Annotated in this window: 18 protein-coding genes; 2 read left to right on the top strand and 16 right to left on the bottom strand. The window is 43.3% G+C overall.

The window, feature by feature from the left end; genetic code table 11:
- Window positions 1–48: 48 nt before the first annotated feature.
- Complete coding sequence (locus MHM98_RS09350) at window positions 49–480, bottom strand: thioredoxin domain-containing protein (protein ID WP_239439006.1); 432 nt, start codon at window positions 478–480, stop codon at window positions 49–51.
- A 657-nt stretch (window positions 481–1,137) separates the two neighbouring features.
- On the opposite strand from MHM98_RS09350, the gene MHM98_RS09345 reads away from it, so the two are divergent.
- On the top strand, window positions 1,138–2,682 hold the full coding sequence (locus tag MHM98_RS09345; RefSeq protein WP_239439005.1) for a methyl-accepting chemotaxis protein: 1,545 nt from the start codon (window positions 1,138–1,140) through the stop codon (window positions 2,680–2,682).
- A gap of 112 nt (window positions 2,683–2,794) precedes the next feature.
- Entirely contained in the window at window positions 2,795–4,207 is a 1,413-nt protein-coding gene (gene sbcB, locus MHM98_RS09340; RefSeq protein ID WP_239439004.1) for an exodeoxyribonuclease I, read from the top strand.
- A gap of 89 nt (window positions 4,208–4,296) precedes the next feature.
- On the opposite strand, the gene MHM98_RS09335 is transcribed toward sbcB, so the two are convergent.
- From MHM98_RS09335 to apbC, 15 genes are all read right to left on the bottom strand, one after another.
- Window positions 4,297–5,166, bottom strand: coding sequence for an NAD(P)-dependent oxidoreductase (locus MHM98_RS09335; protein ID WP_239439003.1), 870 nt, complete (start codon window positions 5,164–5,166; stop codon window positions 4,297–4,299).
- A gap of 10 nt (window positions 5,167–5,176) precedes the next feature.
- Window positions 5,177–6,685, bottom strand: a complete 1,509-nt coding sequence (locus MHM98_RS09330; protein ID WP_343229216.1) for an FGGY-family carbohydrate kinase — start codon at window positions 6,683–6,685, stop codon at window positions 5,177–5,179.
- A gap of 155 nt (window positions 6,686–6,840) precedes the next feature.
- Window positions 6,841–8,703, bottom strand: coding sequence for an AsmA family protein (locus MHM98_RS09325; protein WP_239439001.1), 1,863 nt, complete (start codon window positions 8,701–8,703; stop codon window positions 6,841–6,843).
- Window positions 8,704–8,843: 140 nt separating this feature from the next.
- Window positions 8,844–9,470, bottom strand: coding sequence for a dUTP diphosphatase (locus tag MHM98_RS09320; protein WP_239439000.1), 627 nt, complete (start codon window positions 9,468–9,470; stop codon window positions 8,844–8,846).
- Between the two features lie 8 nt (window positions 9,471–9,478).
- On the bottom strand, window positions 9,479–10,078 hold the full coding sequence (locus tag MHM98_RS09315; RefSeq protein WP_239438999.1) for a DUF1415 domain-containing protein: 600 nt from the start codon (window positions 10,076–10,078) through the stop codon (window positions 9,479–9,481).
- Window positions 10,079–10,081: 3 nt separating this feature from the next.
- Window positions 10,082–10,378 (bottom strand): YebG family protein, encoded by a 297-nt coding sequence (locus MHM98_RS09310; RefSeq protein WP_239438998.1) that lies wholly within the window; start codon window positions 10,376–10,378, stop codon window positions 10,082–10,084.
- 73 nt (window positions 10,379–10,451) lie between these two features.
- Complete coding sequence (locus MHM98_RS09305; RefSeq protein ID WP_239438997.1) at window positions 10,452–11,222, bottom strand: TatD family hydrolase; 771 nt, start codon at window positions 11,220–11,222, stop codon at window positions 10,452–10,454.
- Window positions 11,223–11,259: 37 nt separating this feature from the next.
- Entirely contained in the window at window positions 11,260–11,586 is a 327-nt protein-coding gene (locus MHM98_RS09300; RefSeq protein WP_275441497.1) for a PilZ domain-containing protein, read from the bottom strand.
- Window positions 11,587–11,597: 11 nt separating this feature from the next.
- Window positions 11,598–12,647: a DNA polymerase III subunit gene (locus MHM98_RS09295; protein ID WP_239438995.1), complete on the bottom strand. Its 1,050-nt coding sequence runs from the start codon at window positions 12,645–12,647 to the stop codon at window positions 11,598–11,600.
- Between the two features lie 12 nt (window positions 12,648–12,659).
- Window positions 12,660–13,286: a dTMP kinase gene (gene tmk / locus MHM98_RS09290; RefSeq protein ID WP_239439704.1), complete on the bottom strand. Its 627-nt coding sequence runs from the start codon at window positions 13,284–13,286 to the stop codon at window positions 12,660–12,662.
- 18 nt (window positions 13,287–13,304) lie between these two features.
- A complete protein-coding gene (mltG, locus tag MHM98_RS09285; protein ID WP_239438994.1) occupies window positions 13,305–14,417 on the bottom strand; it encodes an endolytic transglycosylase MltG in 1,113 nt (370 codons plus the stop codon).
- Window positions 14,414–15,235: an aminodeoxychorismate lyase gene (gene pabC / locus MHM98_RS09280; protein ID WP_239438993.1), complete on the bottom strand. Its 822-nt coding sequence runs from the start codon at window positions 15,233–15,235 to the stop codon at window positions 14,414–14,416. The genes mltG and pabC overlap by 4 nt, the downstream gene beginning before the upstream one ends.
- A complete protein-coding gene (gene dcd / locus MHM98_RS09275; RefSeq protein ID WP_239438992.1) occupies window positions 15,235–15,819 on the bottom strand; it encodes a dCTP deaminase in 585 nt (194 codons plus the stop codon). The genes pabC and dcd overlap by 1 nt, the downstream gene beginning before the upstream one ends.
- Window positions 15,820–15,854: 35 nt before the next feature.
- Window positions 15,855–16,493, bottom strand: coding sequence for a uridine kinase (gene udk, locus MHM98_RS09270; protein ID WP_239439703.1), 639 nt, complete (start codon window positions 16,491–16,493; stop codon window positions 15,855–15,857).
- Complete coding sequence (apbC, locus tag MHM98_RS09265; RefSeq protein WP_239438991.1) at window positions 16,490–17,578, bottom strand: iron-sulfur cluster carrier protein ApbC; 1,089 nt, start codon at window positions 17,576–17,578, stop codon at window positions 16,490–16,492. The genes udk and apbC overlap by 4 nt, the downstream gene beginning before the upstream one ends.
- Between the last annotated feature and the right edge of the window lie 118 nt (window positions 17,579–17,696).

The raw sequence follows: 17,696 nt of genomic DNA, 5'->3' as shown, positions 1-17,696 counted from the left end.
TGTTACCCGATAAAAATTTGCGGCCGATTATACCTAATGACCACGCTGTTAGGACAGTGAATTATTGATAAAATTTATAAGCTCTTTTGGGCGCATGCCGCCGTTAACCATTGACTGAAGCTTGCCTTGCTTAAATAGTGCAATCGTCGGAACCCCTCTTATCTTATATTTTGATACCAATGCCTTATGCTTAAGTAGATAGGCATGAGCAAATCGGACCTTTTTATTAAACTTCTGCGCGGATTTTGCAAAGGTTTCTGAAAAACTCTTACAGATAGAGCAATTGGGTCCCGACATAAAAATAATTAAGGGACGCTTAGCGCGTGACAATGGCATGAAATGATGCGGTAACATCTCAATGACGACACCATCAGTAATCGGCTTTGCACATTTATTACACTGACGAGATTGGTCCAATTCCGCCAACGGGAATTTATTTGCGGTTTTACAAAAATTGCAATCTAGAGTTATAGAGCTCATTTTTACTTCTTCATTGACCTTAGTTTGGATTAAGAGATGATATCAGATAAACAGTATCGATAAGTTATCTATATTCTTTCTGATGAGCCATTTCTTCGATAGCTTGCTAATCCAAGCAGATTTAACGCAGATGGCGGTGAAAAGAGTTTTCAAAAAGAGGCGTTTATTATCCCGACTTCAGGTTAATAAATATTACCGTAAACAAGGGCGAGTCTATCATCTCAATTTGCTAGCTGCCTAATCACTTTGTATTTGCAACTTAATAAGTTCGATTATCGTGCAATCATTTCCTAATTCTGACTCATTAATAACTTTTTGTTATCAATACTACGACGGTTATAACAAACTTAAGGATTAGAAAAATTAAATATGATAAGAAAAAAGGATTAAGCTGTTGGTTTTATAAACAAAAAAATATCAACAAATTTTCACACTTTTAAAACTCACTGAAACGTGCGCTACATCACCGTTTCAGCCAGCGTGTTAATTATTTTGTAAGAAATAATTAATAAAAAAGGCGTTATTTACTGATTTAGAGCAATACTTTTATCTAGTAAGTCGATATGATTTTTATTGTTAGGTAGAGACTTTTCGAAATTTCAACTAAGGATTGAGAGAAGTTATCAGGAATATTTTTATTTTTTGCGAGAAGTTGTTATGAGTAAAGAACAGAAATTTTCGAAGTCTGATATTCTGTTGTCTACAACGGATTTAGACAGTCGAATCAAGTATGCAAATCAGCATTTCTGTGACATTGCTGGTTATTCATTGGACGAAATGGTTGGTAATCCGCATAACATGGTACGCCATGACGATATGCCCAAAGCAGCCTTCAAAGACTTATGGAGTTTTATACAAGCTGGCAAATCATGGATGGGACCAGTAAAAAACAGTTGTAAAAATGGCGATTACTATTGGGTAAATGCCTTTGTAACCCCCATCAAAGATGAAAATGGAAAAATTCACGAATATCAATCAGTGCGAACTTGTCCAGATGATGACGTAGTTAACCGTGCAAATGCTATTTATCCCCGCCTTAAATCAGGCAATATTCCTCGTCAAGCCACTGCACAAACAGACCAAACTAAATGGGTTCTAGCCGCGCTGTTATTAACAACCGTTGCATCATTAGCAAACCTAGTTTTAAGCGGTATTAATGTTGGTAGTGTTTTAATGACACTGCTAGCAGTTGGGACAAGTGCGCTGTTTTATAGCTGGCGCCAGAAATATGTCAAAGTAGTAGGAATGGCTAAAGACATTTTTGACAATCCCCTGATGACTTATCTTTACTCCGGCAACAACGACGATATCGGCGTAATAGAGCTTGCGTTTAAGAAGCGTCAAGCAGAGATTGCTGCCATAGTTGGCCGCGTTAGCGATATTTCAGGTAGCATCAACCAAACTGCTCAGCAGTCTTCAGAACGTGGCAGTAATGTGTCTCAAATCTTAAGTGAGCAACGCCACGAAACAGAACAAGTTGCTGCTGCGTCCAACGAAATGTCAGCGACGGTGCAAGAAATCACCCAAACAGTTAGTCAAGCAGCACAAGCAAGCCACGAAGGACTTAAGATTAGTAGTGAAGGCCAAGAGCAGGTTAACAGAACTGGCCAAGCGATTAATCAGCTATCTAATCAACTCAGTGAAGTTAACAACGCTATCGATAATTTAACCTCTGGTTGTCGCTCCATTGAATCGGTGTCAAATGAAATCAGCTCTATTGCAGAGCAGACAAATCTTCTCGCACTCAACGCAGCGATTGAAGCGGCGCGAGCCGGCGAACAGGGCCGTGGTTTTGCAGTAGTTGCTGATGAAGTACGCGCCCTCGCCCAACGAACTCAACAATCGACCAAAGAAATCGACGATCTATTAGCCCAGCTTATGCAAGAGTCTGACAATGCGACCCAAGCGATGAACGAAGGTAATAGATTGTCCGACGCTTGTGTTGAGCTTTCAAAACAAACGGGGGAATCGTTAGCCAAAGTACATCACGAAGTCAGTGATATTGCCGCTATAAGTCAGCAGATTTCTGAAGCCATCGGTCAGCAAGCAGTGGTTGCCGAAGAAGTGAACCAAAACGTGATAGCTATCTCCGACATGTCCACCCAAAGTGAAGAGCACGGCCGAGAAGCAACAGAGCTCAGCCTCAACTTATTGGAAAAACTGCGGGAGCAGCAAGGGCTGATCCTCCAATTTAAGGGATAAGGTTATATAAAGGCGCTGAACAGCGCCTTTTTTAATCACTAATTCGTTAATATCTAGCGATATTTATCAATGCTGTTAGACTCTCACCATTAACCGTTAGATAAACTATTGCATGAATAATTTCTCTCAGCCTACGATTTTGTGGCACGACTACGAAACTTGGGGCGCTGATACACGCCGCGACCGTCCAGCACAATTTGCTGCAATTCGCACCGATCTCGATTTAAACATTATTGGCGAACCTATCGAGCTGTATTGTGAACTAGCCAACGACTACCTCCCTGCCCCTGGCGCGTGTTTTGTTACAGGCCTTACGCCTCAAAAAGTCAATCGTTTGGGCATGCCTGAAACCCAATTTATCGAAAAGATTAATGCGCTATTTAGTGAGCCAAACACCACCGTAGCGGGTTATAACAACATTCGCTTTGACGATGAAATCACGCGTCAAACTCTTTATCGTAATTTTCAAGATCCCTACGCCCGTGAATGGCAAAATGGCTGTAGTCGCTGGGACATCATCGATTTAGTGCGCACCTGTTACGCACTGCGTCCAGAAGGCATTAACTGGCCGACGAATGATGATGGTGTTGTAAGCTTTCGCTTAGAGCTATTAACTGCCGCTAATGGCATTAGTCATGAAGGTGCTCATGATGCCATTAGTGATGTCATTGCCACCATCGAGATAGCAAAACTTATCAAAGAAAAACAACCTACGTTATTTGATTTCGTTTACAATCTACGCCGCAAAGCCGAGGTCAATAAGTATTTTGATTTGGTAAACTTCACGCCGCTGGTTCATATTAGTTCTAAGCTACCTGCAACATCTGGCTGTGCCACTTATATCGCGCCGCTTGCTTATCACCCAGTAAACAAAAACGCCGTAATTTGCGTAAATCTCAATATGGATTTATCACCGCTACTGGAGTTAACGCCCCCTGAGATTAGTGAACGAATGTATACCAAGCGCAGCGAACTTGGTGAATTATTGCCAATTGGATTGAAACTGGTACACAGCAACAAGTGCCCTGTTATCGCACCTGCAAAAACACTCACTAAGGAAGCAGCAGACCAACACGGTATCGATCGCGCGTTATGTCGCACAAACCTCGATATGCTTACCTCAAACCCACAGCTGCGTGAAAAAGTCGTTCAGGTTTATCAAATAGAAAGTGAACACGCGTCAGAGACTAATCCAGACTTGATGCTCTATAGCGGCGGCTTCTTTTCAAGTCACGATAAAGCCGCGATGGAGCGTGTGGTGCAAACACCACCAGAGCAGCTAGCAGCATTAGAATGCCATTTTGAAGATACGCGTCTCGATGAAATGTTCTTTCGCTACCGCGCTCGTAATTATCCACTTACCCTATCGATGGAAGAGCAAAAACGTTGGAATGACTACCGCCTATCGACAATGGATGGCCAAAGCTATGCTTACGAGCTTGAAAGTCTTGCCATGGAACACGAGAATGATGAACGAAAAATGGCAATTCTCAGAGCACTGTTTGAATATGCCAGTAGCTTATAATTGGTGAAATGATTCTTACAAACAAAAGGCGGTGTGATCGAACACCGCCTTTTTTATTTGCCTGCTCCTTAAAAGAGCAAACAATAAATTTACTTCTTTTTAGAAAGTCTTGCGTGCAAACTTGAAGTATCCCAACGATTCCCCCCCATTTCCTGCACGTCGCCGTAGAACTGATCGACAAGGGCTGTCAAAGGAAGCTTAGCGTTATTACGGCGCGCTTCATCTAGCGTAATGCCTAAATCTTTACGCATCCAATCTATCGCAAAACCAAAGTCGTATTCATTATCGATCATCGCCTGATAGCGATTCTCCATTTGCCAGCTTTGCGCCGCGCCTTTCGAAATTACTTCAATCACTTTCGCAACATCAAGATCTGCTTGTTTAGCAAAATGAACACCTTCGGCTAATCCTTGCACCACACCAGCGATACAAATCTGATTAACCATCTTAGCTAGTTGTCCAGCACCAACATCACCGATACGCTCGGCGCAACGAGCATATGCATCAAGCACTGGGCGTACATTATCAAAGGTTTCTTGCTCGCCGCCAATCATAATAGTCAGCACACCATTTTCTGCGCCTGCTTGACCACCAGATACTGGCGCATCTAAAAAGCCTATCGCTTTGCTCTGACAAACAGCCGCCAATTCACGCGCGACATCAGCTGATGCCGTAGTGTGATCACAAAGAATTGAATTTGCTTTCATCGTTTGTAGCACGCCATCTTCACCTATGGTGACCTGACGTAAATCATCGTCATTACCGACGCAACAAAATACGATATCCGCATTTTCAGCGGCGAGTGCCGGCGTTAACGCATAAGCGCCATCATATTCACTGCACCACTGCTGCGCTTTACTCGTTGTACGGTTATAAACAGTCACCTCGTGTCCTGCTTTTTGTAAAAAGCCCGCCATGGGATAGCCCATTACGCCTAATCCAATAAAAGTTAGCTTCATTTGAATTCCGTTATTCGTATTTGTTGTAAAAAGGTTTTAAGTAATCGTAGATTTTTGCACTTTTTTGCCGGTAAATCTGCTGATAAATAGTCGCATTGTTCGACGGTTCAAAACGTTGGCCGTGTTTTACCATCGTCTTTGCGCCTTCACTGATGCTGTTATAGAAGCCTACACCTTTAGCACAAGCTATAGCAGCACCCAGCCCTGATGTTTCATGAGTTTGTACGCGTTCACACGGCAAATTAAAAATATCACTGGCCATTTGCATCACCACATCACTTTGACTGCCGCCGCCACTGATACGAATTAAATCAATTTTCTGTGGTGCAATTTTTTCAAGCCGCGCTAATCCCTGCTTAAGTGACAACAGGATACCTTCAATCAACGCACGGTATAAATGATACCTTGTGTGATCTGGGGTGAAACCAACAATGGAGCCACGCGCCTCAGGCCCAGGATAGATAACACCGGGCGCCCAAAATGGTTGGACAATTAATCCGTTAGCCCCTGGTTCAATATCGAGAATACGACGACAAATCAGCTCTTCCGGCTTGATACCCAAACGCTGTGCTTCTTCAACGTCTGCTTGGCCATATTGCTCAATAAAATGCGTTAGCAGCCAAAAGCCACGCTGGAGAATAATCTCATTAATAAAGCTGTTTTCAACTAATGAAGGATAAGCGGGTAAATAGCGAAATGCTTCGCGATAATCTCGCTGAGTAATAGATATCGTTGATGCTGTGCCTAAGCTAATACTCGCCACATTAGGCGATGCAGTGCCAGAGGTTAAGGTTTCACAGGCTTTGTCAGCACCAGCACTAATAATTGGTGTTCCAACCACAAGTCCAGTGTCTAGATGCGCCTGCTGACTAACCCTTGCTATCATCTCACCGGGTTCAACCACATCTACCATTTGCTCAGGTTTCACTGCAATAGCCTGCCACTGCCAAGCGCTTTTTTTACCCCAATGACGCTTCTTGTAATTAAAGGGTAAATAGCCCACTTGCGCTGCCACGGAATCAGCTAATACACCACTTAACTTGAAATTTAGCCACCCTGATAAAAATCCAATCTTGGCGCTTTGCTTGGCAATTTCAGGCTGATGCTGCACGACCCAATTACACTCTGACTCGCCTTGAAAATAGCGAATGCGTTTAGTCATACCAATCACGCCAAAGGCTAATTGCCACCATAGAGAGAACTTCGGTAGTATGCTGGCCCTTCTATTATCCGGCCACATAATGATAGGACGTAACGGATTATTTTCACGGTCAAGATGAACAATACAATTACGCTGGGTCGTTAGAGATATCCCAACCACCTGCTCTGGCACAATATTACTTTCACGCCATAATTTTTGTAGCACCAAGCACACCTGCTGCCAACAGTAATGCGCATCTTGCTCAGCCCAGCCAAGCTGCGGCACTTCATAAGGGGTCACCAAATGCATCACTTTAGTAATAAGCTGCCCATTGGCGTCAAACACCAAGGCTCGCACACTTTGTGTACCGTAATCTATAGTAATAAGATATTGATTCTGTGAAGTATTAATGACGCTGACTCAAGTATGTAAAGACGTGGTTATGGTATATCAAAACACCTTTAAACCCAATCCTAGGCATAAAAAATGCCGCTAAATTAGCGGCATTTTTAGTTATTTAATAAAGTAAGAAATTAGAAGAAACCTTTAAGTTTATCTTTTAACTTGTCCTTGGCTTTCTTTTCAGCTTCTTTTTTTGCTTTTTCAAGCTTTTCGTTCGCCTTGGCTTTAAGTGCAGCCTTTTCCGCATCAAGCTTGGCTTTTAAAGCGCCGCTGGTATCTAAACCAAATTTAGGATCGGTAAAGCTACCACTCACTTTCAGTGGGATCGCAAGACCTGCTAAATCGCTGCTACCGCCTTGGCCTTTTGAAGTGCCGACCAAAGTCACTTTCAGGTGATAGTCCACCAACTCTTTTAAAATATCGGCGGTGCCCTTACCTGCTAAGCGTAAGAAAGGTGCTTCCATGTCTAATGATGTATTGTCCACCACACCATTCTTCATCGCGAACTTACCGTGTAGCGCAGTAAAGTCCGTTTTCTTTTCTTCTTCACTAGCATCACTGCCAAGTGCCGCTTTTGCTGAGCGTAGCTTTTGCGCGATATTAATGCCGTACAGTGCGCCATCTTTAATAGCAAAGCTGCCGTTACCTACTAGACCTTGCTTAATCTTGCTAACCGTTAAACCTTGACCACTAGCTTTAAGATTAAACTCCGTATTACCGGCAAGCATGTCAATATCGGCAGCGTCTTTAAGCAATGGTAAGATTTGTACGCCTTTAAGCACTTTATCGATTTGGTAACTATTCCTGCCGCCATCATGGCTAACCGTTGCGTTTAGCGTCATGTTACCTTGGTACAAATCAACACTTAGCGGAGCCAGCTTAGCGCTCCCATCTTTAACCAGCACTGTTAATGCAGTTTTACCTACATTGATGCCTTTAGCTTTAAATCCTTCAAAGGTTAGTTTACCGTCAACATCTAATGTATTAAGTACGCTTAGATCTGGCTCAACTTCCGGCGCAGGCGCTTTCTCTTCAGTGGGAGTCGCTTCATCTTCTTTAGGCGCTGGAATTAGCGGATTAAGATCCCACTCAGTCGCGGCTAGGTTAAAGCGCACCTTGGTTTTATCAGCGAGTGCAACCGAAGCACTGCCATCCATTTTCATACCGTTGATATCAAGGGCAAGTTTCTCGACATCAGCAACCACTGGCGATAAGGCAATACTCGCTGCTGTTTTTAAATCGATATCCATCTTACCAGCTGGTACGTTATCTCCTTTTAAAGAGCCGTTGAGGGTTAACGCATTAAGCGCCACCGCTGATAAATCTTGCTGCACCGTCATTTTGGCGTTTAGATTTAGATCGCCGACAAATTCTTTTGTCACAACACTTAAAATAATATCGAGCGAGGTTTCTTTACCTAATTCAAAACGGCCAAGCTCAATCAATTTAATGCTCAGATCTGTTTCAGAGCCGAGCTTTTGGTCGATGACGGTAATATTAGTATTGGTAATATCGATACCAGCTAACGTTAGCTTTGGCAATTTAGTCGGTGTAGCAGGTTGCGTTGTATCAGTTGTAGTACTTTGCGGTGGGGCTGATTTACCACTACCCATTCCTTCAAGGTTACTCACACCAGCTTTATTGGTTTCTAGATTGAAATTAAGTCCATCAAGGCTTAATTGACCTAATACAATTTCGCCTGAAATCAATGGCATCACATCAAGAGATACCGACAAGTTGTCAATTTTGGCGAGATTGTCTTTACTAAAGCCCGCTGCGTTCTTTAGTTCAATCTGCCCAGTTGCTATACCCAGTTTAGGGAAAATGACCCAACCTAAATCGCCATTGATCTTAAGATCGCGATTTAATGCCGTCTTGGCCTGAGTTTCAATTTCTGATTTATAGTCGTTGGGATCGACAAAGATTAATAACGCACTAACGGCGAGTACTAACAGCACGACAAGAGCGAGGAGAATTTTCAGTAGTTTTTTCATCTAGATTCCCTGATAGAAGATAAGTTGCTTTGTATTATGATAGACAACAGATAATGACATCAATTCATTTATTGTGTTATTACATTTGGCAAATAAAAAAGCAGCGAAATGTTCGCTGCTTTTCTTACGATATGATTTACTTATTTCGGATAAGCATTCTCTAATGCTTGATACACATTATCCGCCAGTGACTCATCACAAGCTAAGGCGTTTAACGCATCGGCTAAATGCTCGTTGTCTTCACGACCATTCCACACTTTGATGTAAGAGCCGTCTTTGTAGCCATGATCTTGACGGAAATAGTTAAGTACATTTTTTCCAATGTACCATTTGTAAAGGGCGTCAAAGTCAAAATCAACAACCGCCATTACTTTAACAAATTCGGTATACGCCATTTCTGACAAGGCAGATTTACCGACTAGTGCCTTAGCTAGTGGTAAGAACTTACCTCCTTCATAGGCTTTGCTAAAGTGCTCGCTCCAGATCTTGGCGCTTTGCTCAATGGCTTCTTCGATTGATAATGCAGGATGACGCTTTAACTCAGCGCTCATTAAGAAGTGCCAAATATCCACCAGCTCAAGATGTACTTGCTCAATATCAGGCGTTTGGTGTTTCCACCATTTCCAGCCGTAATGGTCGATCATTTCCGCGCCTTCAACGACTACGGCGCAGTGCCAGTCTTGTGAAGCGTCATTGATCCAATCGGGATTAATGGCGGCGTTTAATTTATTTTGCATGGCAAACATTTGCGTGAGTTGCGCGATCATAAATCTTCCTAATTGTTTTTATTGTTTGAGTGCTCAAGGTAACAAGAGTCGAGTAATGACTCCATGTATTGATATCCTTTGCGGCGAGTATACTCGATATTGCGCTCTGGGATCATCTCTGGTCGTAAAAAATTCGCCAGTGCCTTAGTAATATCTGCCTCGCGAATAATATGAATCGTCGGATACGGTGCTCTGTTGGTATAGTTGGCGGCATCTTCACCTTCCTGCTCGTCAAAACAATATTCTGGATGAAAACTCGCGAGCTGATAGATACCTTCATAGCCGTCGTTGATCAGTTGTTGCTGCGCACAATCGAGTAAATCTAGATACTGATCAAAATCCATTTGTGGATCGCTAAATATTAATAAGGTAGTGGCGATGTCTGCGTTATTGTCTAGCTCACAACAGGCATCGTAAAACTTATCCAGATAGGTATTAAAGGTGGCAGGAGTCAGTACTTGATATTTAATGCTTCGCGCTTGCACCTCTGCTTTGGCAAAGGGACAGATATTCAAGCGCACAATGACTTTATCTACCCACGCCTTAGTGTGGGCGATAATAGCCGCACTATCATTTGCAAAAGCGCGGCGTTTTTCTTGTGTGTTCATGCCTTATGAGGCTTCCTCGATTGAGGTTACATTGCTGCCATCAGCTTCATCACCAGAAAGCTCAGGCTGTTTACCTTTTAAGGCTTTTTCCACATTCTTAGCGTTAAGGGCAAGATAGATAGTCAAAGTTTCTAAATCGTCTTCCTTAAGTTTTGGAAGTACATTGTCGTGACGCAGTAATTGTTGCAGTAACTCAGCGTTATCGAGGGCTTTGTCATAAGCATCAGCAGCTTTCTTATCGGCAGTACGCAATTTTTCTACCCCTCTTTTGTCTTTAACAATATATTCGATTTCAATCATTGATCTATCCTCTGTGGTGGTCAGATATATACTACTGTATTTTTAACCAGTATCACAACAGTATTTTTCGGTTTTACGATTTTATAAATAAATCTCGAAAGTTTTGACTGGTTGTTTCAGCCAATGTTTCGACAGAAACGCCTTTAAGATTGGCGATAAACTCCGCGACATCTTTGACAAACGCCGGTTGATTCTCTTTACCACGATGAGGCACAGGCGCTAGATACGGTGAATCTGTCTCAATCAATAAGCGATCTAACGGCAGCTTAGTCACGGTTTCACGCAGCTCTTTTGCATTCTTAAAGGTCACGATGCCGGAAATGGAGATATAGAATCCCAAATCCATGGCTTGCTTAGCCATTTCATAGCTTTCGGTAAAACAATGCAATACACCGCCAACTTTATCGGCGTGGCCTTGCTTTAAGATATCTATGGTTTGCTGACGCGCGTCACGGGTGTGAATAATTAGCGGCTTGTTTACCTTGTTTGCCACCTCAACGTGCTCGATAAAACTCTGGGTTTGCACATCAATGGTTTCTGGTGCGTAAAACGCATCTAATCCAGTCTCTCCCACTGCAACGACTTTGTCATTGTGACAATATTCTTCAAGCAATGTCGGATTTACCAAATCTTCTTGATACAGCGGATGTTGACCACAACTGGCGTGAATAAAAGCATATGGATTTATCGTATCCAACATCGCTGGATAAGATTTTAAATCAACACTCACACAAAGCATTTCGTTAACGCCTTGTGCTTTCGCATTACCAATTACATTGGCCAAGTCATTGTCGTAAAGTGACAGGTTTAAACGGTCCAAATGACAATGTGAGTCTATAAACATACTACTTTTGATACTCTAATTTAATTTTTTAAACTGGCTACATCGTCGATGTAACATCGCCACCGCTAAGCTTAGGGCCTAGCAAGCGCTCTATTTCGGTGCGCAACTTTATTTGTGCTTCGCTAAGTGCGACACCAAATCCTACGGGTCTACCGCCTTGCGCACCCAATGGATTTATCCAAATCACTGGCCCTTCGAATACGCTAGGCTCTAAATCATCTGGCAACATAACGCTGACTTTGACCTGCTGTCCGAGCTCTACTTTCTCTTGACTAATAAAGAACAACCCACCGTGATTTACATACGGCATGTAACTCCCGTACAGCTGCTGTATGTTCTTAAATTCTATACTGATGCTTATCAATGCTATCTTCCTTAACCATTAATGATCTGTTCTGTTGTTTTGATTAACAAGTTTTGTAATTGCAATGCGCCATTGACCCCACTATTACTCATCAACAAATGGTGCAACTGCGCTAACTCGCTGTCAAGGTTGACTAATGCCTTGGAGTCTATACTCAAACTTGAGGTATATAGATTAGAACTTAGCGCGTCAATTGGCGCTCTACCAAGCACCTGACCTTTGGCAATCCACAAATTTATTTGCTTGAGCATAGAGACTAGTTGAACAAGCGACATTGGCATCGTTTTGTGACTGGTTAATGACACTAATAACTCGCTTAGCTCAATCACACTTACTGCAGCGAGATCGTCATTTTTACTGCCCCAAGCCTGATACATCCGATTGCATTGATTGATGAGCGCATCAATATGTTCAACACTATTGTCTTCTAGCGCTGATAACGCGGCTAATGGAGAGTGCCCTAACAGCGCGAATTGCGCAGGCGTAATTGCTCTATCACTCTTGCGGGTTAACCAAGCGATAAGCTTATCGATTGGTGGTTGTTGCAGCGTCAGCTTTAAACAACGACTCAAAATAGTGGCCGGGATCTTTGCGATAGCAGATGTTGTTAGCACAAAATAAACGTGCTTTGGTGGCTCTTCAAGAATCTTTAATAACGCGTTGCTCGCAGCTTCTGTCATGCAATCTGCGTCGTGAATAAAAACGACACGGCGTTGGTTAACCAGACCTGTATCCGTAAGTTTATTACTCACGCTACGCACTTGTTCAATACTGATTTGCGTTTTGTTTTCCAAATGCTGCACATGGTAGAAGTCAGCGTGGGTTCCAGCGTTATGAAGCTGGCAATCCTGACATTGACCACAGGCTTTGTTTTCAATGGGTGTTTGGCAATGGATCAACTCTGCTAAACGAGCGACCAACTCCGACTTTCCGAGTGCAGTGGCCGAGCTAATTAATAACGCATGATGAAGCCGTGCCTGTGCGAGATCACTCGCCAGCCCCATATAGGGTTTCACCAACCAAGGGTATAAACTGCGTTGTTTAGCCGTTTGCTCTGTCATGGCAATAACCCACTATTGCGCAGCAATAAATGTAGTTAACGTGGTGGTAATATCAGCCGCCACTTGCTCGATAGATTGTGACGCATCAATCTTAACCACACTCTCGTCATTGGCGGCCGCGTGTAGATAAACAGCACGTGCGCGTTGGAAAAACTCGATAGCGTTTTGTTCGATGCGATCTAACTCCCCTCGCGCCTGTGCGCGTGACAAGCCAAGCGTCGGGTCAATATCTAAATACAGCGTGAGATCAGGTTTAAAATCACCCAACACAGCTTTTTTAATCGGCGCCATAATATCGCTAAGTCCACGACCACCGCCTTGATAGGCTTGCGAAGATAGATCATGACGATCGCCAATAACCCACTGGCCATTTGCTAATGCAGGCTTGATTACGCGTTCAACAAGTTGACTGCGCGCGGCGTACATCAGCAGTAACTCACTTTCAACGGTTAATTCTTCATCTTCTCGTGATTCTTTAACAAGTGCACGCATCGCTTCCGCTAACGGCGTACCGCCGGGTTCGCGGGTTGAAATAAAATTCGACACCCCGTTGTCGCTAAGAACTGTCTTAATGTGATTGATTGCTGTAGATTTTCCTGCCCCTTCAAGGCCTTCAATCACGATAAACTTTGCCATAATTTTCTCTAAAACTTGTTGTTATTGTTGTTTGAGTGTTGCTAGGTAACGCTTTAGCGCCCGGTTGTGATCTTTTAAATTCGTCGAAAACACATGATCGCCCTTGCCAGACGCAACAAAATACAAATAAGGCGTAGACGTTGGATTTAACGTTGCCGCAATTGCTTGACGACTCACCATGGCGATTGGCGTTGGTGGCAAACGTTTAATAACATAGGTGTTATAAACGTTTTTATCACGTAAGTGACTGTATTTAATATCGCCATCATACACATCTGCCATGCCATAAATCACGGTTGGATCTGTCTGTAAACGCATCTTTTTATTCAAACGATTGATAAACACCGACGCAACGTCTCTGCGCTCAGCGGAGAAGCCTGATTCTTTTTCAATTATCGACGCAAGCACCAGTGCTTCTTCCTTGGAGTCTAACGGTAGATCCTTTACGCGTGTTTTCCACAACTCATCAAGCGTAGAATTTAGCACGCTATGTGCTCGTTTGAGTAAATCAATCGCTTTCGTATTTGCCGTAAAATGATAGGTATCTGGATAGAACATCCCTTCGACACGGGCGAAGCGATATTTGTCTTCATCTACTGAAGATGCGGGAAAGCTCGCGATGTAATCATTCATTCGTACTTGTGAATAGTCCACTTGTGGGTGTTTTTGCAACACGCCTAGCCATTCTTTAAACGTAGTGCCTTCAATAAAGGTAATGGCAAATTGCTTTTCAACACCGCTGGCTAATACAGTCAATAACTCACGCGGACTTGCCTGACTTGGGATCTCGTAATGCCCAGCTTTTAATCGCGTTAATTGCGGCTCAAATACGAATAACGCCTTGTAGCGCCATTGTTCTTCGATGATTTGGGAGTTTTGTAGATTTCGTAGTACTTTACTAGCGCTATCGCCACGATTGACGACAAATTGCGTCAATTGTCGCTGCTCGTTAGGCGTATTTGACCAATTCGTTAACCAATGCTTAAAGCCTAAGCCACCAGCGACTAATAAAACGACGCCAAGCAAGGCACCGATAGCCATTAATTTTAGTAGGCGCTTGAACCATGACGGTTTTGCTTTCTTTTCCGCGGAGTTATCCGAAGACGATTGCTGACTCATATCCTGTTTGCTCATACATGGTCCTTATGCGAAATATGCGCGATCAATCGCTTAGTTAGACTACCAATAGCATAGGATTTAGTTTCAATGGCAACGACTGGCACAACATCCATTAAACAGTTTGTTATAAAAATCTCATCAGCATCCGTTAGCGAGCTGAGCTTAAATCTATCTTCCACTACTTCAATCGCCCATGCAGCTAACGCGCTTTTTACTTGCGCGCGCATTAGGCCTTTAACACCAGAAAAGTCGAGATTTGGCGTATAAACTTTGTCACCGTTGCGCCAAAATAAATTTGCCATGTTTGTTTCGATAACACAGGCCTGACAGTCGAGTACGACTGCGTCTGTCCAGCCGTTGTCGTCAATTTGCTGTTTTACTAACACCTGCTCTAAACGATTAAGGTGTTTAATGCCTGCCGTGAGTGGATTTAGTCCAAGTGCAACTGTGCTAACACCGAGTGCAATACCGTCTCGTTGCCACGCTTGGTAACAAGACGGCAATGGTGATGTCGACACCACCACCGTTGGCGAATCGCAACCAACACTTGAATAGCCCCGTTGCCCAACACCGCGGCTAATAACGACTTTAATCACGCCCTGTGCCAACATCTTAGCAACGTCACAAAGCTGATTAAGAAGTGCATCAAAATCTATCTGCGCTATCGCCAATGCGCTAATCCCACGTTGTAAGCGCATTAAATGGTCTGGCAATAAATGACACACCCCATTAGTGACTTTAATGGTTGTAAAAATGCCGTCGCCATAGCTAAAACCGCGATCACTTGCACTAATAACATCAGTGGCGACGCCATTAACCCACATCATTGACATTACTTGTCCTGTCCAATGCGTGATGCGACTGCGCCACTCTGTCCTTTGTACTTAGCATTTTCACGCTTGTTATAAGGATTTTCAGCAGGCGACGATAGTTTTTCAAAATTAAGCGCACCAATTGGCATTCCGGCACGTAGTGCTAAAGGCAATTTACCCGCATTGATAAACTCCAGCACGATATTGCCAGACCAACCAGGGTCAATACGATGCGCAGTCACGTGAACCATTAACCCCAATCTTGCAAGTGATGAACGTCCGTCTAACCAACCAACAATATCCGCTGGTAGTGTTACCGATTCCATGGTCATGGCTAACGCCAGTTCGCCTGGATGCAAAATAAAAGGTTGGTCACCCTCTAAGATGATTTCATCGCTCATTACGCGATCTAACGCGTCCTGAACATCGCTCTTAGGACCACTAATATCAATAAACGGGGCATTATGACCTTCAAAAACACGAAACTTGTTGCCTAGTCTCACATCAACCGTTACACCGTTAATGGTGTCGGGATCTGGACTTGGCTCAATAACAATTTTTTGCTCACTTAAATAACGCTTGATATCGATATCACTTAAGCGCATGCGACTGGCTCCTTGCTGTAAATAATGCTTTTAAATTAGCGATTTAATAAACGGTTAATGTCAGATTTTAACATCTCGATGGCAATGCGGTTCTTACCACCACGAGGCACGATAATATCAGCGTATTGCTTCGATGGCTCGATAAATTGTAGGAACATTGGACGAACAGTCGCCTTGTATTGTTCGAGAACAGATTCCATTGTACGACCGCGTTGTTCAACATCGCGCACCAATCGGCGCATTAAACACACATCTAGCGGTGCATCCATATAAATTGACGCATGGAAGAACTTGCGAAGTTCAGGGTTCGTCAGCAATAAAATACCTTCAAGTACAATAACGCGCTTGTTGCCCATCGCTAGGGTCTCAGGTAAACGGGTGTGGGTTGAATAACAGTATTGCGGTAACTCAACGCTTTCACCGTTTTGTAATTTCTCTAAGTGTTCAATCAACAGATCGTGTTCAAGCGATTGAGGGTGATCGTAATTGGTTTGAACCCGTTCTTCCATGCTTAGGTGATCTTGGTTGCGGTAGTAATAATCTTCGTTGATAACACCAATTTGATTACTACCTACTTCGTCGATTAATTCCTTGACGATAGTTTGTGCCAATAAACTCTTACCAGAGGCTGATGCGCCAACAATGGCGATAAAAATACAGTCTTTCATATCTATTCTCCGACAATGAGTGATGGAATGCTTTGATTCGTTTTATTTAAATTAATAGCGCAGCGCAGTGCAATATTGAGATAGTCTTGCGCCGCTTCTGATTGTGGTTGCGCCACCAACGTTGGTTTGCCCTTATCAATATCATTTCCGATGTCACTGGATAATGGTAAGTGGCCAACCAACTCAACCTGTGAATTTTTTGCTAATGCTTCGCCGCCCGCCGTCCCAAAGACATGGCTGTGATGACCACAGTTATCACAGCGGTGATAACTCATGTTTTCAATGACGCCAATAACAGGGACATTAACCTTGTTGAACATGCTAATGCCCTTTTGCGCGTCTTTAAGCGCTAAGTTTTGCGGCGTTGTCACAACCACTGCGCCCGATGACGGCACATCGCTCGACATGGTTAACTGAATATCCCCTGTACCCGGTGGCATATCGACCACTAGATAATGAAGCGCAGGCCATTGCGTTTCATAAATCAGTTGCGACAGCGCTCGCGATGCCATAGGGCCACGCCACACAGTGGCATCGTTTTCATCCACTAAGTAACCTAGCGACATGGTATAGAGTCCGTAGCGCTCGATCGGTTCAAGCAACTTACCATCATGAGACACCGGCTTTTCTTTTACCGCACCAAGCATAGTTGGTAATGACGGGCCGTAAATATCCGCGTCTAATAAACCGACCTTGGCGCCGCCATGCGCAAGCGCTAACGCAAGATTAGCCGATGTCGTCGATTTACCAACACCGCCCTTACCAGAGGCCACCATAATAATCTGTTTTACTTGCGATATTTTGTCACTGGTATTAATGGTCTTAACAGCCAATTCTAGCGATATTGTGAGTTGTGAAAAATCATGACTAGGCTTAAAGAGCTCAGAAAGAAATTGGGTGAGTTCCTCACGCATATGCAAACAAGGGATTTGAACCCGAATACTTAAATCAAGTGTTCCGCGTTTTAGTTGACCTCGGGTAAGATCCATAACAGATAATAAAGGCGCTTTAGTGTCTAAAAACGTTGCCTTTTGCATCACTGCTTTTAGTTCGCTGACAAGTGTTTTGTCGTTATTTGAAAACAGCCCCATGCCACTGACCTTCTAAACTGACTTAAGCATTAAAAAATTCGGGCTATTGTATCTAAATTTCAATAACTTTTCGACGACATTTTATTGATGAATTCAACGGTTATCTAAGGTATTATTG

It is taken from the genome of Psychrobium sp. MM17-31 (genome assembly GCF_022347785.1).
Classification (GTDB): Bacteria; Pseudomonadota; Gammaproteobacteria; order Enterobacterales; family Psychrobiaceae; genus Psychrobium.
The sequence above is the reverse complement of the archived record's forward strand: the minus strand, read 5'-3'. Positions and strand labels throughout refer to the sequence as shown.

What these genes read in the sequence shown, in the direction of transcription:
- MHM98_RS09350 (WP_239439006.1), bottom strand. Translation starts at nt 480, where the DNA reads ATGAGCTCTATAACTCTAGATTGCAATTTTTGTAAAACCGCAAATAAA.
- MHM98_RS09345 (WP_239439005.1), top strand. Translation starts at nt 1,138, where the DNA reads ATGAGTAAAGAACAGAAATTTTCGAAGTCTGATATTCTGTTGTCTACA.
- sbcB (WP_239439004.1), top strand. Translation starts at nt 2,795, where the DNA reads ATGAATAATTTCTCTCAGCCTACGATTTTGTGGCACGACTACGAAACT.
- MHM98_RS09335 (WP_239439003.1), bottom strand. Translation starts at nt 5,166, where the DNA reads ATGAAGCTAACTTTTATTGGATTAGGCGTAATGGGCTATCCCATGGCG.
- MHM98_RS09325 (WP_239439001.1), bottom strand. Translation starts at nt 8,703, where the DNA reads ATGAAAAAACTACTGAAAATTCTCCTCGCTCTTGTCGTGCTGTTAGTA.
- MHM98_RS09320 (WP_239439000.1), bottom strand. Translation starts at nt 9,470, where the DNA reads ATGATCGCGCAACTCACGCAAATGTTTGCCATGCAAAATAAATTAAAC.
- MHM98_RS09315 (WP_239438999.1), bottom strand. Translation starts at nt 10,078, where the DNA reads ATGAACACACAAGAAAAACGCCGCGCTTTTGCAAATGATAGTGCGGCT.
- MHM98_RS09310 (WP_239438998.1), bottom strand. Translation starts at nt 10,378, where the DNA reads ATGATTGAAATCGAATATATTGTTAAAGACAAAAGAGGGGTAGAAAAA.
- MHM98_RS09305 (WP_239438997.1), bottom strand. Translation starts at nt 11,222, where the DNA reads ATGTTTATAGACTCACATTGTCATTTGGACCGTTTAAACCTGTCACTT.
- MHM98_RS09295 (WP_239438995.1), bottom strand. Translation starts at nt 12,647, where the DNA reads ATGACAGAGCAAACGGCTAAACAACGCAGTTTATACCCTTGGTTGGTG.
- mltG (WP_239438994.1), bottom strand. Translation starts at nt 14,417, where the DNA reads ATGAGCAAACAGGATATGAGTCAGCAATCGTCTTCGGATAACTCCGCG.
- pabC (WP_239438993.1), bottom strand. Translation starts at nt 15,235, where the DNA reads ATGTCAATGATGTGGGTTAATGGCGTCGCCACTGATGTTATTAGTGCA.
- dcd (WP_239438992.1), bottom strand. Translation starts at nt 15,819, where the DNA reads ATGCGCTTAAGTGATATCGATATCAAGCGTTATTTAAGTGAGCAAAAA.
- apbC (WP_239438991.1), bottom strand. Translation starts at nt 17,578, where the DNA reads ATGGGGCTGTTTTCAAATAACGACAAAACACTTGTCAGCGAACTAAAA.